The 20,254-nt window shown below is 67.6% G+C and carries 22 protein-coding genes and 3 pseudogenes; 13 read left to right on the forward strand and 12 right to left on the reverse strand.

What is annotated here, in order from left to right:
• Positions 1 to 97 precede the first annotated feature (97 nt).
• On the forward strand, positions 98 to 499 hold the full coding sequence (gene msrB, locus ACZ7L1_RS36640; protein ID WP_471443700.1) for a peptide-methionine (R)-S-oxide reductase MsrB: 402 nt from the start codon (positions 98 to 100) through the stop codon (positions 497 to 499).
• Between the two features lie 290 nt (positions 500 to 789).
• Here msrB (ACZ7L1_RS36640) and ACZ7L1_RS36645 read toward each other — a convergent pair whose 3' ends face one another.
• Entirely contained in the window at positions 790 to 1,677 is an 888-nt protein-coding gene (locus tag ACZ7L1_RS36645; protein WP_471443702.1) for an SDR family oxidoreductase, read from the reverse strand.
• A 427-nt stretch (positions 1,678 to 2,104) separates the two neighbouring features.
• On the opposite strand from ACZ7L1_RS36645, the gene ACZ7L1_RS36650 reads away from it, so the two are divergent.
• Together ACZ7L1_RS36650 and ACZ7L1_RS36655 are read left to right on the forward strand one after the other, a co-directional pair.
• Positions 2,105 to 2,356 (forward strand): hypothetical protein, encoded by a 252-nt coding sequence (locus ACZ7L1_RS36650; protein WP_471443704.1) that lies wholly within the window; start codon positions 2,105 to 2,107, stop codon positions 2,354 to 2,356.
• A 5-nt stretch (positions 2,357 to 2,361) separates the two neighbouring features.
• A complete protein-coding gene (locus tag ACZ7L1_RS36655) occupies positions 2,362 to 3,039 on the forward strand; it encodes a TetR/AcrR family transcriptional regulator (RefSeq protein WP_471443706.1) in 678 nt (225 codons plus the stop codon).
• On the opposite strand, the pseudogene ACZ7L1_RS36660 reads toward ACZ7L1_RS36655, so the two are convergent.
• A pseudogene (locus tag ACZ7L1_RS36660) lies at positions 3,035 to 3,570 on the reverse strand (leucine zipper domain-containing protein); the annotation flags it as partial. The gene ACZ7L1_RS36655 and the pseudogene ACZ7L1_RS36660 sit on opposite strands and share 5 nt — an antisense overlap.
• Before the next feature lie 583 nt (positions 3,571 to 4,153).
• Here ACZ7L1_RS36660 and ACZ7L1_RS36665 point away from each other — a divergent pair.
• The 4 genes from ACZ7L1_RS36665 to ACZ7L1_RS36680 all read left to right on the forward strand — a co-directional run bounded on the left by ACZ7L1_RS36665 (position 4,154) and on the right by ACZ7L1_RS36680 (position 6,234).
• Positions 4,154 to 4,492 carry an SDR family oxidoreductase gene (locus tag ACZ7L1_RS36665; RefSeq protein ID WP_471443708.1) on the forward strand — a complete coding sequence of 113 codons (339 nt, stop codon included), beginning with the start codon at positions 4,154 to 4,156 and terminating at the stop codon, positions 4,490 to 4,492.
• Between the two features lie 101 nt (positions 4,493 to 4,593).
• Complete coding sequence (locus ACZ7L1_RS36670; protein ID WP_471443710.1) at positions 4,594 to 5,193, forward strand: sulfite oxidase-like oxidoreductase; 600 nt, start codon at positions 4,594 to 4,596, stop codon at positions 5,191 to 5,193.
• On the forward strand, positions 5,163 to 5,918 hold the full coding sequence (locus tag ACZ7L1_RS36675; RefSeq protein ID WP_471443712.1) for a ferredoxin reductase: 756 nt from the start codon (positions 5,163 to 5,165) through the stop codon (positions 5,916 to 5,918). Before ACZ7L1_RS36670 ends, ACZ7L1_RS36675 begins: the two co-directional genes overlap by 31 nt.
• Position 5,919: 1 nt before the next feature.
• Positions 5,920 to 6,234 (forward strand): DUF6510 family protein, encoded by a 315-nt coding sequence (locus tag ACZ7L1_RS36680; protein ID WP_471443714.1) that lies wholly within the window; start codon positions 5,920 to 5,922, stop codon positions 6,232 to 6,234.
• A 33-nt stretch (positions 6,235 to 6,267) separates the two neighbouring features.
• Here ACZ7L1_RS36680 and ACZ7L1_RS36685 read toward each other — a convergent pair whose 3' ends face one another.
• From ACZ7L1_RS36685 to ACZ7L1_RS36695, 3 genes are all read right to left on the reverse strand, one after another.
• Positions 6,268 to 6,597, reverse strand: a complete 330-nt coding sequence (locus ACZ7L1_RS36685) for a hypothetical protein (protein WP_361789687.1) — start codon at positions 6,595 to 6,597, stop codon at positions 6,268 to 6,270.
• 287 nt (positions 6,598 to 6,884) lie between these two features.
• Positions 6,885 to 7,355, reverse strand: a complete 471-nt coding sequence (gene msrB, locus ACZ7L1_RS36690) for a peptide-methionine (R)-S-oxide reductase MsrB (protein ID WP_471443717.1) — start codon at positions 7,353 to 7,355, stop codon at positions 6,885 to 6,887.
• Positions 7,356 to 7,922: 567 nt separating this feature from the next.
• Positions 7,923 to 8,567 carry an RraA family protein gene (locus tag ACZ7L1_RS36695; protein WP_471443719.1) on the reverse strand — a complete coding sequence of 215 codons (645 nt, stop codon included), beginning with the start codon at positions 8,565 to 8,567 and terminating at the stop codon, positions 7,923 to 7,925.
• A gap of 365 nt (positions 8,568 to 8,932) precedes the next feature.
• On the opposite strand from ACZ7L1_RS36695, the gene ACZ7L1_RS36700 reads away from it, so the two are divergent.
• From ACZ7L1_RS36700 to ACZ7L1_RS36720, 5 genes are all read left to right on the forward strand, one after another.
• Positions 8,933 to 9,106, forward strand: a complete 174-nt coding sequence (locus tag ACZ7L1_RS36700; RefSeq protein WP_471443721.1) for a hypothetical protein — start codon at positions 8,933 to 8,935, stop codon at positions 9,104 to 9,106.
• A gap of 880 nt (positions 9,107 to 9,986) precedes the next feature.
• A complete protein-coding gene (locus ACZ7L1_RS36705) occupies positions 9,987 to 10,451 on the forward strand; it encodes a YkgB family protein (protein ID WP_471443723.1) in 465 nt (154 codons plus the stop codon).
• Positions 10,452 to 10,978: 527 nt separating this feature from the next.
• Positions 10,979 to 11,287 (forward strand): DUF427 domain-containing protein, encoded by a 309-nt coding sequence (locus ACZ7L1_RS36710; RefSeq protein ID WP_471443725.1) that lies wholly within the window; start codon positions 10,979 to 10,981, stop codon positions 11,285 to 11,287.
• 604 nt (positions 11,288 to 11,891) lie between these two features.
• Complete coding sequence (gene tal / locus ACZ7L1_RS36715) at positions 11,892 to 13,022, forward strand: transaldolase (RefSeq protein ID WP_471443726.1); 1,131 nt, start codon at positions 11,892 to 11,894, stop codon at positions 13,020 to 13,022.
• Between the two features lie 402 nt (positions 13,023 to 13,424).
• Positions 13,425 to 13,922: a molybdenum cofactor biosysynthesis protein gene (locus tag ACZ7L1_RS36720; RefSeq protein WP_471443728.1), complete on the forward strand. Its 498-nt coding sequence runs from the start codon at positions 13,425 to 13,427 to the stop codon at positions 13,920 to 13,922.
• Between the two features lie 177 nt (positions 13,923 to 14,099).
• Here the strand turns inward: ACZ7L1_RS36720 and ACZ7L1_RS36725 are convergent.
• The 6 genes and pseudogenes from ACZ7L1_RS36725 to ACZ7L1_RS36750 all read right to left on the reverse strand — a co-directional run.
• A pseudogene (locus ACZ7L1_RS36725) lies at positions 14,100 to 14,387 on the reverse strand (IS701 family transposase); the annotation flags it as partial.
• A gap of 759 nt (positions 14,388 to 15,146) precedes the next feature.
• Positions 15,147 to 15,746, reverse strand: a complete 600-nt coding sequence (locus tag ACZ7L1_RS36730) for a molybdopterin-dependent oxidoreductase (protein ID WP_471443730.1) — start codon at positions 15,744 to 15,746, stop codon at positions 15,147 to 15,149.
• 208 nt (positions 15,747 to 15,954) lie between these two features.
• Positions 15,955 to 16,536 (reverse strand): sigma-70 family RNA polymerase sigma factor, encoded by a 582-nt coding sequence (locus ACZ7L1_RS36735; protein WP_471443732.1) that lies wholly within the window; start codon positions 16,534 to 16,536, stop codon positions 15,955 to 15,957.
• 387 nt (positions 16,537 to 16,923) lie between these two features.
• Complete coding sequence (locus tag ACZ7L1_RS36740; RefSeq protein ID WP_471443734.1) at positions 16,924 to 17,553, reverse strand: sigma-70 family RNA polymerase sigma factor; 630 nt, start codon at positions 17,551 to 17,553, stop codon at positions 16,924 to 16,926.
• Positions 17,554 to 17,930: 377 nt separating this feature from the next.
• Complete coding sequence (locus tag ACZ7L1_RS36745) at positions 17,931 to 18,392, reverse strand: DUF5709 domain-containing protein (RefSeq protein WP_471443735.1); 462 nt, start codon at positions 18,390 to 18,392, stop codon at positions 17,931 to 17,933.
• A 195-nt stretch (positions 18,393 to 18,587) separates the two neighbouring features.
• On the reverse strand, positions 18,588 to 18,887 hold the full coding sequence (locus ACZ7L1_RS36750; protein ID WP_471443737.1) for a GNAT family N-acetyltransferase: 300 nt from the start codon (positions 18,885 to 18,887) through the stop codon (positions 18,588 to 18,590).
• A gap of 447 nt (positions 18,888 to 19,334) precedes the next feature.
• On the opposite strand from ACZ7L1_RS36750, the pseudogene ACZ7L1_RS36755 reads away from it, so the two are divergent.
• Positions 19,335 to 19,646, forward strand: a pseudogene (locus ACZ7L1_RS36755) (peptide-methionine (S)-S-oxide reductase); the annotation flags it as partial.
• A gap of 84 nt (positions 19,647 to 19,730) precedes the next feature.
• On the opposite strand, the gene trxA reads toward ACZ7L1_RS36755, so the two are convergent.
• On the reverse strand, positions 19,731 to 20,060 hold the full coding sequence (trxA, locus tag ACZ7L1_RS36760) for a thioredoxin (RefSeq protein ID WP_471443739.1): 330 nt from the start codon (positions 20,058 to 20,060) through the stop codon (positions 19,731 to 19,733).
• Positions 20,061 to 20,254 lie beyond the last annotated feature (194 nt).

A 20,254-nucleotide genomic window follows, 5' to 3' on the forward strand; every position in this document is an offset into this window, starting at 1 on the left:
CTGCCTCTGAGTTATCGAACTGCACAACAAAAAGCAACGATCCGCCCAGCGCTGCTCACCTCCTGAAGCAGCGCTCCCATGCCTGAAGGAGGAAGTCATGGCGCACGATATCGAGAAGTCAAACGCCGAGTGGCGCGCGGAACTCAGCCCGGAGGAATACAGGGTGCTGCGCGGCGCTGAGGACGAAGCGGCGTTCACGGGAGAGTACACCGATGCAAAAGAAAAGGGTGTTTACTCTTGCAGGGCCTGCGGCGCTGATCTTTTCACCTCTGAGGAAAAATTCGACTCCCGCTGCGGCTGGCCTGCGTTCTACGACCCCAAGGATCTCGACTCGGTCGAAGTGCAGCAGGACGCGTACCCCTATCCCGTGGTTCGGTGCGCTCGTTGCGGGTCGTATCTTGGAGAATTGTTCGAGGGTGAGGGCTTTGCGACACCGACGGACAAGCGATACTGCATCAACAGCCTCTCCCTGCGGCTGAAGCCTGGCGATTCCGAATAATGCGAATGAGCGGAGCTTGTGCAGTAGCCGCCGGGCTTTCAGGGTGAAGATGGCCTGCTCGGCGGGGCGCGGATCTTGGCCGGGGATCGGGCGCAGGGACCGGCCGACGTTTTTGCGCGATTACGTCCCCCGGGGCCGCGGGTGTCGCCGAAACACACCGCCTCAACGCCGCTCGTCGACGATATCAACGCCTTCGCCGAGCACCCGGACGGAGGCAAGGTAGGCCCGGTGTACGTGGAAGGTCAGTAGTCACTCACCCCGTCCGGTGTCCCGACGGCATCCCGAGGATTTCAACCCAGGGTGGGATAGCCGCCGGCAGCGAGGTCGTCGATCAGGCTCGGGTGGGTGGGCTCCCAGCCGAACCGTTCCCGGGTCAGTGCACTCGACGATGGCATGTCAACGGCGAACAGGCGACCGATGAGGCCGAAGCGCTCAGGCGGCGCCGACTCGACCGGCATCGCGAGAACGCCGCCGATAGCCTCGGCCAGCGACCTCATGGTGTCGCCCCCGTCGGCTACCGCGTGCAGAACCGTGCCGGGCGCAGCGTCCTCGAGTGCGATGCGGAACAGCGGGGCGACGTCAAGCCGGTTGACCGCTGGCCATCGCTGCGTGCCGTCGCCGACGTACGCTGACACGCCCGTTTTCTGCGCGGCGGCGATGAGCACCGAGCCGAAGCCGTATGCCGACCCGCGCTGGTGCACGGAGCGCGGCAGCCGCACGACAGAAGACCGGACGCCCTGGGCGGCCATGGCCAGCACCATCTCGGAATTGCGGCCGCGGCCACCGACCGGACCGTCGGTGGTGTCGGGGTCCTCCTCGGTGGAGACCTGGCCCGACAACATCGGCGTGAGGCCGGCATGCACGAACGGCTTGCCACTGCCCGCGAGTGCGGCCGCGAGGGTCTGCACGGCGCGCGCTTCCTCGTAGATGCCCTGCTCCAAGTTGCTCCAGTCGTTGCTGAAGGCCAGGTTGATAACACCATCGGCATGCGCGGCGCCGGCGCGGAGGCTGTCGAGGTCGGTGAGGTCGCCGCGGAGCGGCGTCCCGCCAGCGGTGGCGACGGCCGTAGCCGCGGCATCGGAGCGGACGAGGCCGAGGACCTCGTGACCAGCGGCGATGAGTTCAGGAACGACAACTGAGCCGATGCTTCCGCTGGCGCCAGTGACGAACACGCGCATGGGAGGCTCCAGATGACTGCTGCGAAGCTGCGTCGCAGGATAAGCACTGGCGGTCCGGGCCGTTCGCGCGCCGCCCGCCGCTGGAACATTCCCACGAGGCGACCGCATCTTCTCAGCCCCAACCACCATTTTATCAGTGCAGTCATGTCGCGCTGGGGACCGGACCGGGCGGGCGACGACGAGAGGGCGCGGGCGCCTTCGAGGCCTGCTGACCGGCGCCGGCCCGCTCGCGGTGCGGGACATGACCGCGCGCCCCAGTGACCCCCGCATTCCAGGCGTCCCGAGCGTCTACCCGTCGTGAGCGAGCCGCCGTTCGAACACGTTGTGGCGGACCAGGGGCCCGCCGTGTGCCGGGTGGTCCTGGCTGTGGCAAGCCGGCGGGATGCAGAGGAGGCCTGGTCCGAGACGTTCCTGTCCGCCCTGGGCAGTGGCGCGCAGAGCGGCGGCGGCCGGCATCCGCAACCTCTGCGACAGGACAGCCGTGCCCAGCAGCCCGCTCATGGAGGGGCTGCACACGCGACTGGCCCGGGACGCGGACGACACGGGCATCCTGGACGTCGCCCATCTGCCCCTCGACAGCCCCGGCCCCCGCGGCGGCGGGGCACCGGATCAAGGGAGCCAGAAAAAGGACCTTGAGGTCCTTTCTTTGGTCCTGCTACCGTCCGGACAGGTAACCTGACCGACGTGGCGGAACAGGCGCGCGAGAAGAGTGGCTCCCGGCTGACTGAGCGAGGGCGGGCAACCCGCGAGCGCATCCTGAGGGCCGCTGCCGACATGATGCACGTCAGGGGAGTCGCCATGACCACCCTCGACGACGTCAGGGCGGCCAGCGGAACGAGTAAGTCGCAGCTGTACCGCCACTACCCCGACAAGGAAGCGTTGATGCGCGACGTCGTCGCGCTGCAGGCCACCGAAGTGCTGGAACGGCATCAACGACACCTGCAGCGCCTCAACTCCATCCGTGGGCTGGAGCGCTGGAGGGACGCAGTCATCGAACGAAACGCCCTGCACAACGGGGCCTACGGCTGCCCGCTTGGATCCCTGGCGAGCGAGCTGGCCGACCGGGACGAGGAGGCCCGCAAGGCGATCGACCGGCACTTCACCGTCTGGCAGGGCCTCATCGAGGCGGGCCTGGTCAGGATGAGGGACTCCGGGGTGCTACGGCCGGACGCTGACACTCAGGCGCTCGCCACAGGCCTCATGGCCGCCCTGCAGGGCGGGTACCTCCTATCCCAGACCGCTCGGGACGTACACCCGATGCGAGTCGCACTCGACATGGCGATCGCCCACGTCAGGACATTCGCGGCAGCTCCCGAGGACCGCAGCGGCCGAAGCCTCGAAGATGATGAGTCGGCCCGCTAGGTTCTTGACCTGAAGCGTGGATGTAGTCGTAGCAAATGGTGCGGCGGCGGTCGGGGCAGGCGGCACGGTCATGGACTCGCCACTGTCCGCCGCCGGGGATGCGGCCGAGTTTCTTGACGTCCACGTGGACCAGCTCGGGCCGGCTGCGTTCGTAGCGGCGGATGACCTGCCCGTGGGCCGATCCGAGAGGGCCAGGCGGTTCAGACCGTGCCGGGCGAGGGTCCGGCGGGCGGTCGAGGCGGGCAGGCCCAGGACCGGCCCGATCCGAGCCGGGCCCAGTTCGCGCTCCTGCCGCAGGCGGCAGACCCGCTCCTCCCCCGCTGCCGCAGTCCGATGTGGCGTCCTGTCGGGTCGGCTGGAACGGTCGGCCGGCCGGCCTGCCACTCCTGCCTCCAGCAACGTACCCACTTGGGTGCTGTAGTCCGGGAGGTACCCATCGCGGCGGCCACATGCGCGACGGGACGGCCTGACGGACACGCTCGACCAGTAGTCGCCGCCGTGAACGGTCAGCCGGGCATTACGGCGGGACACGAAGACCTCTGTGCCATGCGTTCCGAGACAGCTCCACCACAACGGAGGTCTTCGCCATGATCAAGCCTGACCGGCGTCAACAACACTCGTGATCAATACAGCTAGCGCGTCGGCGGCGGGCGAAGCCGACAGCGCCCTGACCGTGACGGGCGGCTCTGGTGCAGTGAGGCTCTCAAGGGCGCCCCACGCGAAGGGTTCGCTCGTGTGTCCGCGAGGCGTCGGGTCGGCCGGTCACGCCAGGCAGCTGCCCATCGAACGCGCCCGATCCGGCCGGTCTGACGTGCAGTCTTGGGCGGGCGCGGCGGGCCGCGGCTGCCACGCGGCCCCGGCGCAGACGGTAGCTTGATCAATGAAAAGGACTCTCAGGTACCGAAAATGTAGTGGGCGCGACGTACGTTGCTGCTAAGAGAGTGCTTGGGGAAACAGCTGCTGGAAGTGTTGCAACCTCAGCTTCACCGCCGGCGCGATCGCGACCTCTCGCGACTACCTCGCTCGCGGCGGCGTGCAAGTCGGGCGCAGGGCCGGATGCACTCAGCTTTCACCAGATCAGTGATGCTCCACGTGACCGTGTGGACTCCACCGTATGGCGCCCCTGACAACTGGTGAGGTTTCAGGGGAGGGTCATCGGGCTACCGGGGCCACGCCGTCCACGGCCTGCTCCGTGGTCAAGGCGCGTCTGCACGCGCTGACGCACAACCTCGCCATCGAGCTGGCGGGCGAGGGTATCCGGGTGAACGCCGCCGCCCCGGCCGTGACCAGGACGCCGCGCCGCGCTCGAGGGGAAGGCCTGTCTGGCGGCCGCAGCCGTCAGACAGGCAGCCAGGGTGCGCAGGAAGCTGCGCGCTCAATCGGCGGCCGCCGGGCACTTCTGACTGCGCAATGTCTGGACCGACGTCGCACCGAAGGCCGGAGGGGCCGCTGAGGGCTGTGGGAGAGAAGGAAGAAAAGAGGCGTGTGTTCCGCGTCGCTGATACTTTTTAGGGGCGCTAGCCCTGCTTACGACGAGCCGATTGGACGGCCAGCATGGCGATCATCTCGCGCGGTTTCCACGGCCGACGGCCGCCCGCGGGCAGGAAGCTGCCACCCGGACAGTACGAGACCACGGGCTTTCCGGTCCTCTCGGCCGGGCCCACGCCGTGGATAAGCACAGACAAGTGGGAGCTGTCCGTCACCACGGAGACCGGGAGGCGGCACAACTGGGACTGGGCCGCCCTCATGAAGCTGCCGTCGGAAACCCCGACGGTAGACCTCCACTGCGTGACCAAGTGGTCGAAGTTCGGCACCCGGTGGCAGGGGGTGTCTTTGGACGTCCTGCTCGCCGATGTCGAGACGGCTGCCGAGTACGTCCTCGTCTCCTCCTACGGGGGCTACACCACGAACCTCCCGCTGGAGGATCTTCTGGACGGCAAGGCCTGGATCGCGTACGGCTACGACGGCCGGCCGCTCGGCCCCGAGCATGGCGGTCCGGCCCGACTGCTCGTCCCGCACCTCTACCTCTGGAAGTCCGCGAAGTGGGTGCACGGACTGGAGTTGCGGGAGAAGGACATCCCGGGGTTCTGGGAGAGCGCCGGCTACCACGATTACGGAGACCCGTGGCAAGAACAGCGGTATCGAGGAGACTAGGCGACCGGCTCCGATGGAGGGTCGCCGAGGTGACAGAACGTCGCGCTGAGTCCGCGACGGCCGTCACGCTGGTGCTGGAGGTGCCGGAATGGCCCGGCCATCTGGCAGGCCAGCATGTGGACATCCGGCTGACCGCGGAAGACGGTTACAGCACACAACGCAGTTACTCCATCGCCTCGGCCCCGGACGGAACGCGCCTGGAACTGACAGTACAGCGCGTCTCTGAGGGCGAGGTCTCGCCCTACCTGGTCGACGAGCTCATGCCCGGCGACCAGCTGGAACTGCGGGGACCGGTCGGAGGCTGGTTCGTCTGGCAGCCGGAGCAGGAAGAACCGGTCCTGCTCGTGGCCGGAGGCTCCGGGCTGGTGCCGCTGATGTGCATGATCCGCTCGCGGCGTGCAGCCGACAGCCGGGCTCCCTTCCGGGCGCTGTACTCTCTGCGATCGCCGGCCGAGCTGCTGTACGGGCCAGAAATCCGCCAAGGAACACCAGGGGTCGACGTCACACGCCTCTACACCCGGGAAGCGCCACAGCAGTCCGCGCGACCCCCGGGCCGCATCACACCCGACGACCTGGCACGCCACGGATGGCCACCGGACTTCGCGCCCACCTGCTACGTCTGCGGACCCACGGCATTCGTCGAGAAGGCAGCTGCCTACCTGGTGCTCCTCGGACACGACCCCGAGCGAGTCCGCACAGAGCGCTTCGGCGGAGGAGAAGACTGAGATGACGGCAGGCACACCGGCAGACACCGCCGGTATCCCACGCGACGCAGAGGGCGGCTACATCGACGGCAACGCACTGGCCGGCCCTCTGGCCGAACTCTTCGCGGTCGACCTGACAGCAGCGACCAGCCAGTGCGCGCACTGCAGCAACACGGGGCCCGTCGCACGCCTGCACGTATACCGCCAGGCACCGGGACTGGTGGCCCGCTGCCAGCAGTGTGGACAAGTCATGCTACGTCTGGTGCGCGCACCGGAGACGGTCTGGCTGGACACGAGCGGCATCACAGTACTGTCGATCCCCGTCGGCGCCGACTGAGCCACCCATGGCCACCTTAAGCGGAACCTGGGGCTACTGGAAACGGCCGTCGAAGCAGGTACCGCTCCTCAGGTCGGAGAACCGAAGGCCGACGACTGCTCCCCCTTCCACCACCCAGCGCAGATCGTAGGACGCTTGGTAGGAGGGCGGCCAGAAGGAGCAGAAGCGCCCATTCTCGTCGACGGACCAGGTGCCCTCCGTCTGGCGTCCTGCCTCGAAGTAGGAGGTGCTCCCGTCGGGTTGGAAGGTCTGGGTCGTGCCATCGCCGTAGGCCAGGCGGCCTGCGGTGACAGCGGTGGGGATCTGCTCAGGCGGCACGATGGCGCCGTCTTCCGGGTGCAGGTTGTCGATGTTCCTGGTCACTGTGCGCTCCTTCTCCCTGGCCCGACGGCTCCGTTGCTCGTGAGGTCCGGCGGGCGTCCTCTGGCTCACCGCGGCGAAGATGATCCCATTGGAGGGGGTCTGCTCCATTGGTGTTGGCCGCCTCCGACCCGTGGCGGGGACTCGACCCCTTGGGCGCCGCAGCACATGAGCGCTTTCCGTACTGCTGTACACGGGTATCGGCTGGGGCCCTGCTGGGCCCCGAGCCGCAAGACGGGGCGCCGAGCCGCCATGCCCTTCGAGCTCCGCGGTCCTGCCCTGGTTGCCGGTCATCGGCTCTCGGCGGCGTCCTCTTCCGTCGTCTCGAAGACGCTCCGGTACTGGCCGTAGCCCTCCTGCTCCAGATCCTCCAGGGGGACGAAGCGCAGCGAGGCGGAGTTGATGCAGTACCGCAGTCCTCCGCGGTCGCTGGGCCCGTCCGGGAACAGATGCCCGAGGTGGCTGTCCCCTCGAGCCGACCGTACTTCGACACGGACCATGCCGTGGCTGATATCGGGCCTCTCGACGACGTGGCCGGACTCCAGAGGCCTCGTAAAGCTGGGCCAGCCGGTCCTGCTGTCGTACTTGTCGATCGAAGCGAAGAGGGGCTCCCCGGACACGACGTCCACGTAGATGCCGGGTGCCTTGTTGCCCCAGTAGGCGTTGGAGAACGGGGGCTCCGTCTCGTCTCGCTGGGTCACACGGTACTGCTGGTCGGTGAGCTGTGAGATGCGCTGTGGGCTCTTGCTGTACTCCGGCATGCCTACCTCCCAGACGGTGCTGGAGTGTCTCTTTTTACCTATTCGCGCCACGCATCGCCCGGATTCTTACCGTGTCGCAGGAGTGCGAGGGCCGCGGGTGAGCGCCTTCCCAGGGCGCGGTGCACGGGCGGACCGTTGACGTGGTGGTCAGAAGCGGCCGCCCGTCGCGAGCCGCGCTGCCTCCCCTCACGACCGGGACGGGAGGACGAGGACCGGGTTGCCCAAGCTGCCCCCATCGCTCGTGCCCGGCCCGTAGCGGCGACTCTGCCTTGCAGGTCGCCCTCGACAGGCCGGGCACGGATGTGGATGCGTGCTTCCAGGCGGCAAGGATCGTCCTGGCGCCGTCGCGTCCGGCGACGGTCGACTGGTCGGTCGCGTGCACCGTGACGCTGGGTGACGAACACCTGGCGGTCTGGGCTTTCGCGAGCGACGTCGCCGTCGTCGGCACCGCGTGGGACCTCGTGAGAGCCAGGGGGGCGTCCAACTCGGGACGGTGCTGACCTCGTATGTGTTGGGCACGAGGGGAAGGGGCCTCCAGCAGCCGCCACTCCCCGCGGGTCTGCGCCGCTACTCACCCGGCTGCGCCTGTTCACTCCTGATGCCCTTCGCGGCCTCCGCTTCCTCGGCTGAGATGTCCTCGGCGATGGCAAGCACCCGCCGCAGGCTGGCGGAGGGAATCACGACGCCACCGGCGCTGTCCATGTAGATGTAGTCGCCGGGGCTCACGCACACACCGGAAATCTCAACAGCCACAGCGCAGGCGTACGGCATCACCGTGTCGCCGCCCCATCGGACCGCCTCCCCCCTGCACCAGGTAGCGAATCTGTAGCCACGCAACTGGCCGAAGTCACGTAGCCGGCCGTCGGCGAGGACGCCGGCCAGCCCGGCGCTGTCCGCCCTGGCAAGCTTTGTGCCCCCGCCATGGGACACGTCGGCATGCCCTCCGCTGGAGAGCACGAGCACCTGGCCCGCCCCGGGCGGGTTCCCGAGTGCTTCGTAGAAGTAGTACCGGAAGTCATGGCCCTCTGCCGCCAGGTCCTCGCGGTAGGGGAGGTAGGAGATGGTGGCTGCCGGCCCGAAGAGATGGCGGAGAGGGTCGGGGCTCGACATGGCGGGTATGTGCGCTCGGTGGCCGTGGACCCGGTTCATGGCGTCGACGAGCGTGGCGCACCCCAGGCGGGCTGCTTTCTGAGCCAATGTGTCGTCCTCCATCTGCTTCCTCTCTCAACGGGCCATGGGCTTTGTCCGGCGTACCGCCGGGGCGCCGTGAGGTACCTCGGCTGGGCCACAGCCGCGTGAGGGCTGCGCGTGCGCGTCTTTCTGCATGCTGTGTGCCAGAGCCTCCGTCCGCCGCCGGGACCCGAACCGCCGACACTCCTCCGCGGTGGCCAGTGACGAATAGGTATGCCAGTGAACTGCGCCCAGCGTGTGAGGGTTCTTACTGTCACTCACCCTTTCAGCGTCGCGTTCACAGGCTTGCAGGGCATCTTGACCACCGTTCTCGCCCCGGCGTCCTGTCGGGGCCGCGTTGCGTCCTCTTGCTCCTATGTCAATCAGGCTGCTTGCCGAAGGGAGTCGTGGTGAATGCCGATGTGGGCGTCGTTGAGGAGGGCGCGGTAGACGACGTCGGAGAGTCGCCGTCGCAGTGCGCGTATGGCTTCGGTGCTGGTGTTGCGCGCTTCCTTGCGTCGCTGGAGGTAGACGCGGGCATCGGGATGGTAATGGGCCTGAAGGATCGCGATGCGGTGTAGGGCTGCGTTGAGCGGCCGGTTTCCGGTGCGGGCGAGATGATGTGGCCAAGGGCCGTCGCGGCCTATCCGCTGCGAACGCCGCGGCAGCCCAGGGCGAACAGGTACCAGCCGCGCTCAGCGCAGGAAGCCTCGTCCGCAGCAGCCGCGCCACGGAGGGCTTCAGCGCCGACGGAAGCACCCTCTACACCGGGAGGGGCTCCAGACAAGGGACACCCGGTCGGTCGACGCCGACGACCACGACCGCTTCTGCTCCCCCAAGCCCTCCGACCGCGGGGCTCCTACAACCCCCTGGATGGCGCGGGAGCGGCGAGTCCACAGCCTCCGCCTCTCGGAAACCAGCGGCGGAGCCCGCTTCCAGGTCCTCTGAGACCCCCGCCGGCACACCGACAAGTCGACGCGCAGGCGCAGCGCCTCCTGCCTGCCTCGCACGAGGGAGTGGGCGAGCGCTCGCTTAGAGCGCGTCCGCCAACTCTATTCAGTGACCACACCATTGCCGCGCGGACACGAGCCGAAGCCGGCCACCGTGCCGCGAAGCTGCCCTTTGACGTTTGGACACCACAGCTTTAGGTACGTCGGCGCCCCCAGCGCCCGGGGCGAAGCCGGCGCTGGGACGCTGGGGCCGGCGTCCGGCCCTCCAATAACCGTAATGCGCTTCAGCCGCGTCGGCCGACCCTGGGATGCCGACGGCGCGGGCTCTTGACATGATGGTACAAGTGCCAAGAAAAGCCCCTCCCGCTCGGTCGAGTTGAGGGGGGTTGAGGCCGGTGCACACACGATACTCGGGCAGGGTCCGCCTCGGGCCTGCGGCTGGGCGGGGGAGCGCAGACGCCACCACGGACCGGCCGTCGGGGCAGCGCCTGCGCGACGACAGGAGAATGCCATGGCCGCGCACACCGCTATCGCCAGGTTGCACTCCGGAGGGATAACGGCGAGCCGATTCGGACTCGCGCTGAACCTCGCCAGCATCGGACGGCTCAAGTTCGAGGATTACGAGGTGGAGAACATCCGTCCTGTGGTCGTCTCGAGCCCACTGCTGCGACGGCCGCTGAGAGCGCTCGGAGAGACGAGACTGGCCAAAGCCATCGGGATCACTGAGATCACGATCGCCGCGATGATCTCCACCGGACGGTGGGCGCCCAGAGTCTCGGCAGCCGGCAGCCTGCTCGCGGCCGGGATGTTCACCGTCACGCTCAGTTTCCTGATCAGCACTCCGGAGGCGTGGCACCAGCGGGGCCGAGAGCCGAAGCTCTCGCCGGCCGGCCAATTTCTGATCAAGGACGTGGTGCTGCTGGGTGCTTCCCTGATCACCGCTGCGGAGTCGCTGAGCAGATACCGACGACCATAGCCTGTCACGGCTCCCCAGCCGCCCGTGACGCCTCGGACATCCAAGGACCCTTTGAACTCGAGGGTCTCCGTCCGCGTCAGCGACCAGGCACTTGCCGGTGACCTGGATGGCGGAAGCACGTCGGGACGTGCCAACCCATCCCGTGCGTCCATCCCGGGCGTAGGCGGGCCCTCCATTCGCACAGGCCGTAGGGCCCCCTCAGCCGCAGCTGCTCCCTGGCAGTCCGCAGTCCGCGGCCATGGGCAGTGCCGGCACCTCGGCTGGGTGCGCCCACTCTGGCGTGAACGCCCACGGTCTGCAATCAGGCGTACCAGGACAACCCTGCAGCGCGTCGCTGGGACGGTGGTCCCCTGAAGAAAAGGTCCAGCCGCGTAAGAACTCGACCGCCCACAGCGCTAAAGACGCGCGCTCGAGTCGGTCGCTGACCCGTCTCGGAGCAGTGCCAGCACGGCTGGCTTTCCCTCACAGAACCAGGCGCCCCGCTGCCGCCGACGCCGCGGCGGTGCCCGACGAGGAGAGAGAGTGTTATGAGAGCGACCATCCAGGGCCGAGTGCTGGCCGAGGCGTCCGACGACGAGATCGTCATGATCGAGGGGAACGTCTACTTTCCTCCCGGCACAGTGGCGCACGAACTCCTAAGCGAGAGTGAGACTCCCTACACGTGTCCCTGGAAGGGACACTGCCAGTACTTCAACGCTGTCATCGACGGGAAGGTCGTGGACGATGTGGGTTGGAGCTACCCCGCCCCTCTCGCCAGCGCAGTGAAGCGCGTCGGGCGAGACTTCTCCAACTTCGTTGCCTTCAGCCCCTTCGTGACCGTAGACAGCCTCGGCTGATCTCACGTACAGACACACCGGATGCTCCTGGCGCCGCGCCCGTGCTGGGGCAGTCGTACCATCACGCCCCGTCGCCTGCGCCAATGCGACTCGTCGGCGGTGAGATGCAACGGAACAGCGGCGCGCCCAGGACATGTCCCTCCGGCACTCTGCCCGAGCGGGCACGCAGACAGGTTCAGGGCGCACGAAAGCGCCGCCACTACGGGGACAGAATGCCCGGACCGGTCTCCCTCGAGGTGCCACACGGACAGTATCCGGCGCCTCTTCGGACGAGCATGCCGTCTACGGCATCTCTACTGCGCGTCGATGTGGAGCTCGACCGCCTGCCCCTGCTCGGGAAGGCGCACTACGATCGGGGCTGTGCCAAGGCGCTTTCGGCCCGCGGCCGGACCACAAGCCGCCGACGGCACGTTCCCCGGTCAACCGACCCCTGCGCCGGTCGGGACGCTCCGATGCGGAGCGTCCCGACCGGCGGTCCAGCCCAGGTCGGCGTAGGGATGGTCTGGTGGGCGCAGGGCACACTGCCAGGGCCGCCGCTGCGCAGACGTGGGCACGCTCGGACGGCCTGCACGGCCCGCCTCACCCCCTGGAAGGTGCGGGAAACATGACAAGCGCGTTGAAGGACCTCTCGGACGCTGGTGTGTCCGTGTGGCTGGACACCCTGTCACGCGAGCGGATCATCTCGGGCAGCCTGGCGGAGCTGATCAGCAGCCGCCACGTGGTGGGCGTCACGACGAACCCGACGATCTTCAGGGACGCAATATCGCACGGAGTGGAATACGGGGCCCGGATGTCCGAGCTCGCGGTTCGCGGAGTGTCAGCCGAGGAGGCGGTCCGCACCATCACCGCGTCGGATGTACGCGATGCCGCCGACATCCTTCGCCCCGCTTTCCTCGCGTCCTACGCCGGCCAGGACGGCCGCGTCTCCATCGAGGTCGACCCCCACATGGCTCACGACACCACGGCGACGATCGCCGAGGCACGTCACTTGGCCTGGCTCGTAGACCGCCCGAACACATACATCAAGATCCCTGCAACCAAGGCGGGCCTGCCCGCCATCGCCGAGACCATCGCCCAGGGCATCAGTGTCAACGTGACCCTGATCTTCTCGCTGGCACGCTACCGGCAGGTTGCTGACGCCTATTTGACGGGCCTCGAGAAAGCCCGCGCCGCTGGGCGCGACCTGTCGCAGATTTCCTCGGTCGCATCGTTCTTCGTCTCCCGCATGGACACGGAGGTCGACAGGCGCCTCGACGCCCTCGGCACACCGGAGGCCAGAGCCCTCCGGGGCAGGGCCGCCGTCGCCAACGCCCGCCTGGCCTACGAAGCCTTCGAGGAGCTCTTCTCCGGTGAGCGCTGGAACCGCCTGCACCGTTCGCGGGCGAACAAACAGCGCCCGCTGTGGGCCTCCACAGGCGTCAAGGACAGCGCGTACGAGGCCACCAAGTACGTCGCCGGTCTGATCGCCCCCGGCACGGTGAACACCATGCCCGAGGCAACGCTGCTCGCCGTCGAGGCACAGGGGCTGGCCGCAGGCAGCGATGTCCGCAGCACATACGACGAGGCCCGGGCCGACCTGGAAGCGATCGAGCGCCTGGGGATCCCCTACACCGAAGTCGTCCAGCAGTTGGAGGACGAGGGCGTGGCAAAGTTCCAGGAGTCCTGGGACAGCCTTCTCACAGCAACCGCGGCCCAGCTCCGAACCGGCACACACAGGCTGCACACGCGGCAATGAGAAAAGCCCCTCCGGAACACCCCGACCCCCGGGCGCTGCCGCACTCCCGCACGGTGTTCCCTCCTCCCGGGAGAGCGGGGTGAACCGCGTCCACGGAGACGGCAGCAGCATTCCGACATGGCTCGAAAGTGTGCAAGCCGTGCCCTGTCCGCCGGCAGGGCGCCAGTTGGGCTGTCACCAAAGCACAGCAGTAGCGAATCTGGGGCGAGCGGATGAGGAAGAATTGGTCCTGACCCGCAGGAGAAAATGCCTCAGCACCCGGAAACGGTCCAGCTACCGGCCTGACGCCTGAGCCGGAGCCGGCCGTCCGCGTCAATGCTTTGAGCACGCAGAGACAGCGCAATTCGCGTGGAAGAAGGGATCTGACTCGGTTTGGGTTTTCCACACGTCCCTCAGGACGACGTGCAGGTCGTGCAGCTCCTCGTATCGCCAGTGCACCGGTTCTCCGGACGGCCCGCCCAGGGGCCGTCAGCGGATCCTGTCGGCGGGCTGGTGCAGCAGATCCATGTGCGCAGTCATCTCGGAATCGTCGGCGACCGGTACTTCGCCCAGCCAGCTCACCGGGACGCGGCCGTGACCATCATGGCGGAAGAGAACCTGCCCACAAGCATCGATCCCGCTGTCGACCTCCAACAGACGCGACGCAACATCCTGCTCCGAGGCATCGACATCGACGCCTACGTCGATTGGACCGTAGAACTCGACACCGGCGACGGCCCCATTGCGTTCGCCGTCAACCGCGCTGCACGGCCCTGTGCGTGGATGGACACTCTCATCGGACCCGGGGCGCAGCGTGCGCTACGCGGCAAGGGCGGCGTACGGTGCACGCCGCTGTCAGACGGCGTGCTCCGTGTCGGCCGGGCGAGTTTCCACCTGGTCGGGCCGCGCGAATGGCGCTAGCACTCCAGCCGGACTTCTGTACTCTCCTGGTCAACGGCCTGGCGGTGGGGAGTGTAGCGGCGCGGGCACCCGTTGGCCGACGGTCTTGAGCCGGCCGTCCCGCCAACGGGTGCCCGCGCCGCATGTAATGACAGCGTCGGGCTCGTGCCTGGTGCCGACGCCGCCATGGGGACCAGTTCATCGCGTGGTCGCTGCGGGCAGGATGGCGGCGGGGTTCAACTGCCAGCAGACGACGGATTGCGGCTGGTGTGAGATCTACGAGGTCGGGTGTGTCGGCCTGGTCACCACCGCTTCACGCTGCTGCACGGCCATTACCGCAAGGAAGGCGTGGGCCAGCATGGTGAGCGTCATGTGTCGGTACCAGCCCACATAACGACGGACCTCGTACTGGTCCAGCCCGCACTCGTTCTTCGCGCTCCGGAAGCACTCCTCGATCTTCCAACGGCGCCCGGCGACGCGGGCCAGGTCGGTGACGGTGGCCTCCAGCGGAGCGCAGGCGAGGTAGTAGGCGATCTCGTCAGGCTTGCCGATGCTGCGACGGGCCAACATCCACCGCTGTCGGGTCGAGTCGGCACCGTCGGACTCGGCCACGGCCGGTAGACGGGCAGCGGCCCGGTCAGTGCAGCCTCAGTCGGCGCATCGGCTCGTTGCGGCGGTCACATCAACCACGAAAACCTCGGACAGGGCCCTGCCGACGCGTTTTCGTCGACACACCCGGCGTGGGTACCTTCCACATTTGGGCCGCCGGCCTCTACGGACGCCATGTCACCCTCCCCTGTCGCCGAAGCGCTCGGTACGCACTGGCTGAGGTGCGTATCCCAGGAGCACCATGTAGGCAGCCGTCTTCTTGACGAATGCCGTGGCCTGCAGACACAGCAGGTCGGTTCGAAGTCAGGGGGGCGGCCGCCGCGGACCAAGTCGTCGGGGTGATGCGCCCCGGCGGGCGCGGTGAGTCCGCGGGTGCCTCTCTGCTGCAGAGGTACGTCGTATCTTGCCCCGGTGCTCCCTCGCGGAGCTCCGAGCCGTACAGCAGGTCCCACTGGGTCCGCGGTGCGTACAGCAACCGGAACGGTGCCCGGGTGCCGGCCTCCTCCCGTGCGCGAACCATGCCTGGCCTGCCCAGGTGCCCGGGTCAGCCCGTCAGGTCCAGTGTCAGGGTGACGGCCGTCGCCGACTCCACGCGCCGGCCCGTTACCTCGGCGGTCCGCCATCGGAGCCGGTCGCCTAGTCTCCCTGGTACCGCTGTTCTCGCCATGGGTCTCCGTAGTTGTGGTAGCCGGCGCTCTCCCAGAAGCCGGGCACGTCCCTCTGCCTCAGCTTGATCTCGCGCACCCACTTCGCGGACTTCCACAGGTACAGGTGCGGGACCAGCAGTCGAGCGGGGCCACCGTGTTGGGGTGCCAGGTCGCTGCCCCCGTAGCCATAGACGATCCACGCTTTGCCGTCGACCAGGTCGGCGAGGGGGATGTTCGTGGTGTAGCCCCCGTACGAGGTGACGAAAACGTGCTCTGCGGCCGTCTCCACGTCCGCGAGTAGAACGTCCAGGGACACGCCTTGCCATTCGGTGCCGAACTTCGACCACTTCGTCACACAGTGCAGGTCGACCGTCGGAGACTCTGCCGGGAGTGCCATCAGGCCTGCCCAGTCCCACACGTGCCGCCTCCCGGCTTCCGTGGTCACGGACAGCTTCCAGTCGTCCTGCCGGATGAGGGGGGTAGGCCCGGCGGACAGCACCGGGAACCCGGTCGTCTCGTACTGTCCAGGAGGCAGCTTCGTGCCCGCCGACGGCTTTCGACCGTGGAAGCCGCGGGAGATGAACGCCATGCTCGCCGTCCCTGTTAGTCCGGGGTGGCCCCCGTGGGCCCCTTCGAAGGTGAGCGCCCGGGCGGAGCGATTTCTTACCTCCGGCGCCTCGGGAAGGTGAGTACCTGAGGGCGCAGCCCGGGGGACGACTGCCAGGCTCCGGGGCGTGTGCGGCCGCGGGGCGAACCGCCTGGTCAGCGTTGCCCGAGCCGACGTAGTCGCCGCTGCATCAGCCCGCGGCGCTGAGATGTCCGCCGGCTATCAGCTGAGCTCGCAGTTTCTTACGGGCGTCGAACATCGTCTTGTAGAGCGCATTGCGGTTCGTCTCCAGCTCACTGGCCAGCGCTTCCAGGGGGACTCCGTTGACGACGGCGGTGAACACCTGCCGCTGGCGGGCGCTCAGTGTCTGGATTGCGTCACGCACAGCTTCGACCAGCTCTCGCGCCTGCCAGTGGCTGACGGGGTCGATACCGGAACGGTCGGGCACTTGCGCCCATTCGTCCAAGTCGACCCGGGCATTTGAAACACGCCAGAAGTGGCGGCCCAGTTTGCTGGAAACCTCAAGCACGACGAATCGGAACGCCCATGTGGTGAACCTGGCGTCGCCTCGAAATTCCCGAATTTTGCGTGTGATCCTCATGAGTGCGTCGGCGGCCGCCTGGTGGGCGAGATCGTTCAGCTCGGGCCCGGTAATCCGGTAACGAGGACCCCGGCGAAACACTTCGTCCATGGCAATCCGCACCAGCATTTCGTGCAGCCGCGTGCACGCCTGCTCGTACTGCGGCCCACGGCCGTCCTCGAGCGCGTCCACCCAGGCGGCGGATTCCGGGTCGAGTTGCCCTCGGCCCCCGGCGGGCCGTGCTGCCGGGGCGCAGCCGCTGCTTCCGGCACGTCCGCCCGGAGCTGAGTGGCACGTTCTTCTGACATCCACAGAGTGCATGGCCTTCAATCCTCAGGTCATCTCGTGCGGACAAGCCAATCACGAGACTCATCTACAGGCCGTCTACACGAAGTCGCTGTTTTTCTTTCGCCGTGCGCGCATCCCGAGATTTCACGGACGGGGGTTTCCGGCGTATTTAAACGAGCAACTCGCGCGCGTCGTGGGGCGCGCCTTCCCGTACTGTCGCGGCCGGCTGGTGAGCAGGCCGGTCCACCCAGGCCCGCGACCCTCCACGCCGGTGGCGGGCGGTCACGCTGTCTACGGACCGGGCGTGTGCTGCCGCAGCAGCCAACGCAGCTGCCGCCGCCCCCTGTGGATGCGCGACATCACGGTGCCCACAGGGGTCCCCATCGTTTCGGCGATCTCGCGGTAGGAGAGACCCTCGGCGTCTGCGAGGTACACAGCGAGGCGGCGCGGCGGGGAGATCTGGCGGAAGGCTGCTCGGAGGTCGGGATCCACGATGCGTTCCAGCGCTTCTGCCTCGGCCGACTTCGGTGCTCCGGAAGCATGGGCGCCAAGACGCGCCAGCTGCTCGTCTTCGACCTCGGAGGAGAGGCACAGGTGCGGTCTGCACTGCTGTCCACGGCGGGTAGATATGTACTGATTGACCATGATCTTCTTCATCCAGGCCGCGAAGTTCGTGCCTGGATGAAACCGGTCGAACGATGCATACGCGCGCGCGTACGCTTCCTGGACCAGGTCTTCAGCGTCTGCTGCGTGGCGGGTCATGCGCCAGGCGGCGGCGTAGAGGGTGCGACGATGCGGGAGGGCTTCCTCTTCGAATCTCGCACGGCGCTGGGCGGGGCTTTCCCGCTGGCTGCTGGTGCCCGGTTCCGTTGGGAAGTGCGTCATTTTCACGGTCGCTTTCTCTCTCAGCGCCCAGACCACGCCGGCTGCGCCCGGCGTGCGGTGTCAGCCCGCTTCGGACAGTCCAGGGCTTGGCACCCGGCCCGGTTCCTCCGCAGCGGGCCTGGCGACTGGTCTGGGCGCAGCGGGTGGGTCCGACCGGCCTCAACGCCTGCCGAGGCTGCTTGACGCGTCTGACCTGGCAGCCGCTGCCGGGCGGGAAGTGCTGGGAAGGGCGTAAACCGTCCCGGCGACGGCGGGTCTTCCGTGGATGCGCCTGTCCTGGTTCCTGGGCGGGCCGACATACAGCCTGCCGGACCCGCTACGGAGTGACAGGAAGTCCTCCCTGGCTCATCGCCCCTCCGGTCGGGGCAGCTCGGACTCGCCCGTGCGCCTGGCCCGGCCGGGGGATGGCGCGCTCAGGAGTCCTCTTGAGCGTCAGGCACCACATGGACAGCCGCCTCCTCGGCGGATGCGGCACCGTTGTCGATGCCCACGTCGCGCGCCCAGTAGTCGTCGCCGTCGTAGCCTGCGGCGAGAACGTCCGTGTCCCAACTGAGGAGGCGTCCGGCGCGCTCGTCGCCGACCTGATCGTCGATGAGCTCTCCGTCCGTGCCGATCGTGTCGCCCAGCCCGTCGCCCTCGTCCGGTGCACTGACTTCCGGCACCTCGCGCCTGAGCCGATGCGCGAGGTCCTCGTGGGAGGCGCCCTCCCTCGCAGTGACGCCCCAGTCGTTCACGGCGAGGGGTGTATCGGCGGGTGAGTAACCCCGGTCCAGGACATCCTCTCCTAGTTCGTCTTCGTCGTACTCCTCCTGCGAACGCAGGGGGTTGGAGTCGGCCAGGTCTTCGTAGGGCGGGACATTGTCTGGTGAAGTCATTACGGCCTCCATGCCATCGGATCGCCGCGGCCTGTCGGTGCCGGGGCCTCGGTGACGGCCCGGCGGGAGAACACCATTCAAGCGGCCCGATGTCGACGAGGCGTCTATCCGGCATAGTCAGCTGTGCGGCCGCCTATCGGCTCCAGCCGAGAAGTGAAAACGCCGCCTGGGGCTCAGGGCCGCCCCGCCGCACTCCTACCTCCCGGACCGGCCCCAGTTACCGGGGTGGTCGAGATCGATCAGCTGCTCGTATCCGGGATTCTCCTCGATAAATCGATCCACCACCGGGCAGTAATTGGTGATCGTCGCTCCTTTGGCGGCGAGGTCGTCGAGGGCGAAACGAATCAGGAGCTTGGACCAGTCCCGGCCGCGGTATTCCTCCCGGATAGTCGTATGAGTCAGTACGCGTCGCGAGCCGACCGTCTCGTAGACGAGCATGCCCACCACCTGGTCGCCATAGCGCAACTCGTAGAAACGCCCGTCGGGATTGTCCATGGTCTCGACGTGACAGTCGTCTGCTGGGCCCGATTCCCTACTGGTCATAGCTGTCTCATTCCTCGGTCGAACGGCTCCACGCCGCTTCTGAGCAGGTACACGCATTCCTTTTACTCGGGACTCCCCAGGCAGCAGCGTATGCCTGAGCGCAGCTGCCTTCGGACTATGTCCGGCTGTCCCGGGGCACCCTCCGGGACACGGGAATGCGCCGCAACCAGGACCGGTTCGAACCCCTGCAGGGTGTCCCCGGTCTGCCACCTGCAGACGCCGGGAAGGGAATCCGCCACCCACACAGCTGACGGTCGACGAGCCGGCGGTTCGACGCCGCTGAGTCTGGCCCCTGTCTGGCTGCCACGACTCGGCGAAGGCGCTGGCCTGGCCGGCTGGGGCCGGTCTCGTGTCGGACTGCCTCAGTCGATTCCGGCCTCGCAGAAGGGGGAACACAAGATGCTGCCGGCAAAGGGGCACGCTGTGTTGGCGGGTGGTTGCCACTGGGTCATGCAGGAGTGCTCCGGAGGTTTCCGGGTGTCGTGGCCACCCGTGTCGGCTACACCAGCGGCGAGGTGGTGGAACCGCATTGCAGGGGCGGTGATCGCGGACTCCGACGCGTCTGGATTATGGCCAGGGACTCTGGTTATCGAGGTTGTTCCGTCCGGCACCTTCTGGGAAGCGGAACCTGAGCACCAGGACTTCCTCCAGCGTCATCCGGACGCGCACATCAGCCAGTACGTCCGAGAAGGCTGGAAGCTGCCCCGCCGCCGACCTGACCCGCCCGCGCTCGCGCTTGCCAGAACGCGTCACGGCAGGCACGGCGGCGGGCGGGTACGCCCCTTCAGTGCCCGGTCACCTCAGGAACTCGTGCAGGTCCTGTTCCAGGGCCGGCCTGGGTTTGGCCCCGACGACCGTCTTGACGACCTTGCCGTCCCGGTAGACGTTGAGCGTGGGGATGGATCTGACACCGTATTCTGCAGCGGTGCGGGGGCTCTCGTCGACGTTCAGCTGGACGATTGTGATCTTGTCACTGTGCTCGGCGGCGAGCGCCTCAAGGACCGGTGCTACAAGGCGGCAGGGCCCGCACCACTCGGCCCAGAAATCGACAAGCACAGGCTTGCCGCTCTTGAGCACCTCATCCGCGAAGGTCTCGTCCGTCACGCTTCTCAGATTGCCAGCCATTCGGGCTCCTTCTACACGGGCAATATTGATCGATGCCTTCTGGATACCTCGCCCGGGGCAGGTGACAGGTCGTAGTCCCGGGCGGGGCGTGAGGATGCGTCTAGTGCTGTGGCCGGAAAGGTTTGCCGGAAAGCTCGCGGCGTCCGGTGCGGTGCATCGCAAGGCGGAGCGTCGCCCGCGTACCGGATGTACTC

The sequence above is a fragment of the Streptomyces sp. NPDC107546 genome, assembly GCF_055639175.1.

Bases quoted from the DNA above. Each gene is read 5' to 3' on its own strand.
- msrB (WP_471443700.1), top strand. From the start codon at position 98: ATGGCGCACGATATCGAGAAGTCAAACGCCGAGTGGCGCGCGGAACTC.
- ACZ7L1_RS36645 (WP_471443702.1), bottom strand. From the start codon at position 1,677: ATGCGCGTGTTCGTCACTGGCGCCAGCGGAAGCATCGGCTCAGTTGTC.
- ACZ7L1_RS36665 (WP_471443708.1), top strand. From the start codon at position 4,154: ATGGCGCCCCTGACAACTGGTGAGGTTTCAGGGGAGGGTCATCGGGCT.
- ACZ7L1_RS36670 (WP_471443710.1), top strand. From the start codon at position 4,594: ATGGCGATCATCTCGCGCGGTTTCCACGGCCGACGGCCGCCCGCGGGC.
- ACZ7L1_RS36680 (WP_471443714.1), top strand. From the start codon at position 5,920: ATGACGGCAGGCACACCGGCAGACACCGCCGGTATCCCACGCGACGCA.
- msrB (WP_471443717.1), bottom strand. From the start codon at position 7,355: ATGCCGGAGTACAGCAAGAGCCCACAGCGCATCTCACAGCTCACCGAC.
- ACZ7L1_RS36695 (WP_471443719.1), bottom strand. From the start codon at position 8,567: ATGGAGGACGACACATTGGCTCAGAAAGCAGCCCGCCTGGGGTGCGCC.
- ACZ7L1_RS36705 (WP_471443723.1), top strand. From the start codon at position 9,987: ATGGCCGCGCACACCGCTATCGCCAGGTTGCACTCCGGAGGGATAACG.
- ACZ7L1_RS36710 (WP_471443725.1), top strand. From the start codon at position 10,979: ATGAGAGCGACCATCCAGGGCCGAGTGCTGGCCGAGGCGTCCGACGAC.
- tal (WP_471443726.1), top strand. From the start codon at position 11,892: ATGACAAGCGCGTTGAAGGACCTCTCGGACGCTGGTGTGTCCGTGTGG.
- ACZ7L1_RS36730 (WP_471443730.1), bottom strand. From the start codon at position 15,746: ATGGCGTTCATCTCCCGCGGCTTCCACGGTCGAAAGCCGTCGGCGGGC.
- ACZ7L1_RS36745 (WP_471443735.1), bottom strand. From the start codon at position 18,392: ATGACTTCACCAGACAATGTCCCGCCCTACGAAGACCTGGCCGACTCC.
- ACZ7L1_RS36750 (WP_471443737.1), bottom strand. From the start codon at position 18,887: ATGGACAATCCCGACGGGCGTTTCTACGAGTTGCGCTATGGCGACCAG.
- trxA (WP_471443739.1), bottom strand. From the start codon at position 20,060: ATGGCTGGCAATCTGAGAAGCGTGACGGACGAGACCTTCGCGGATGAG.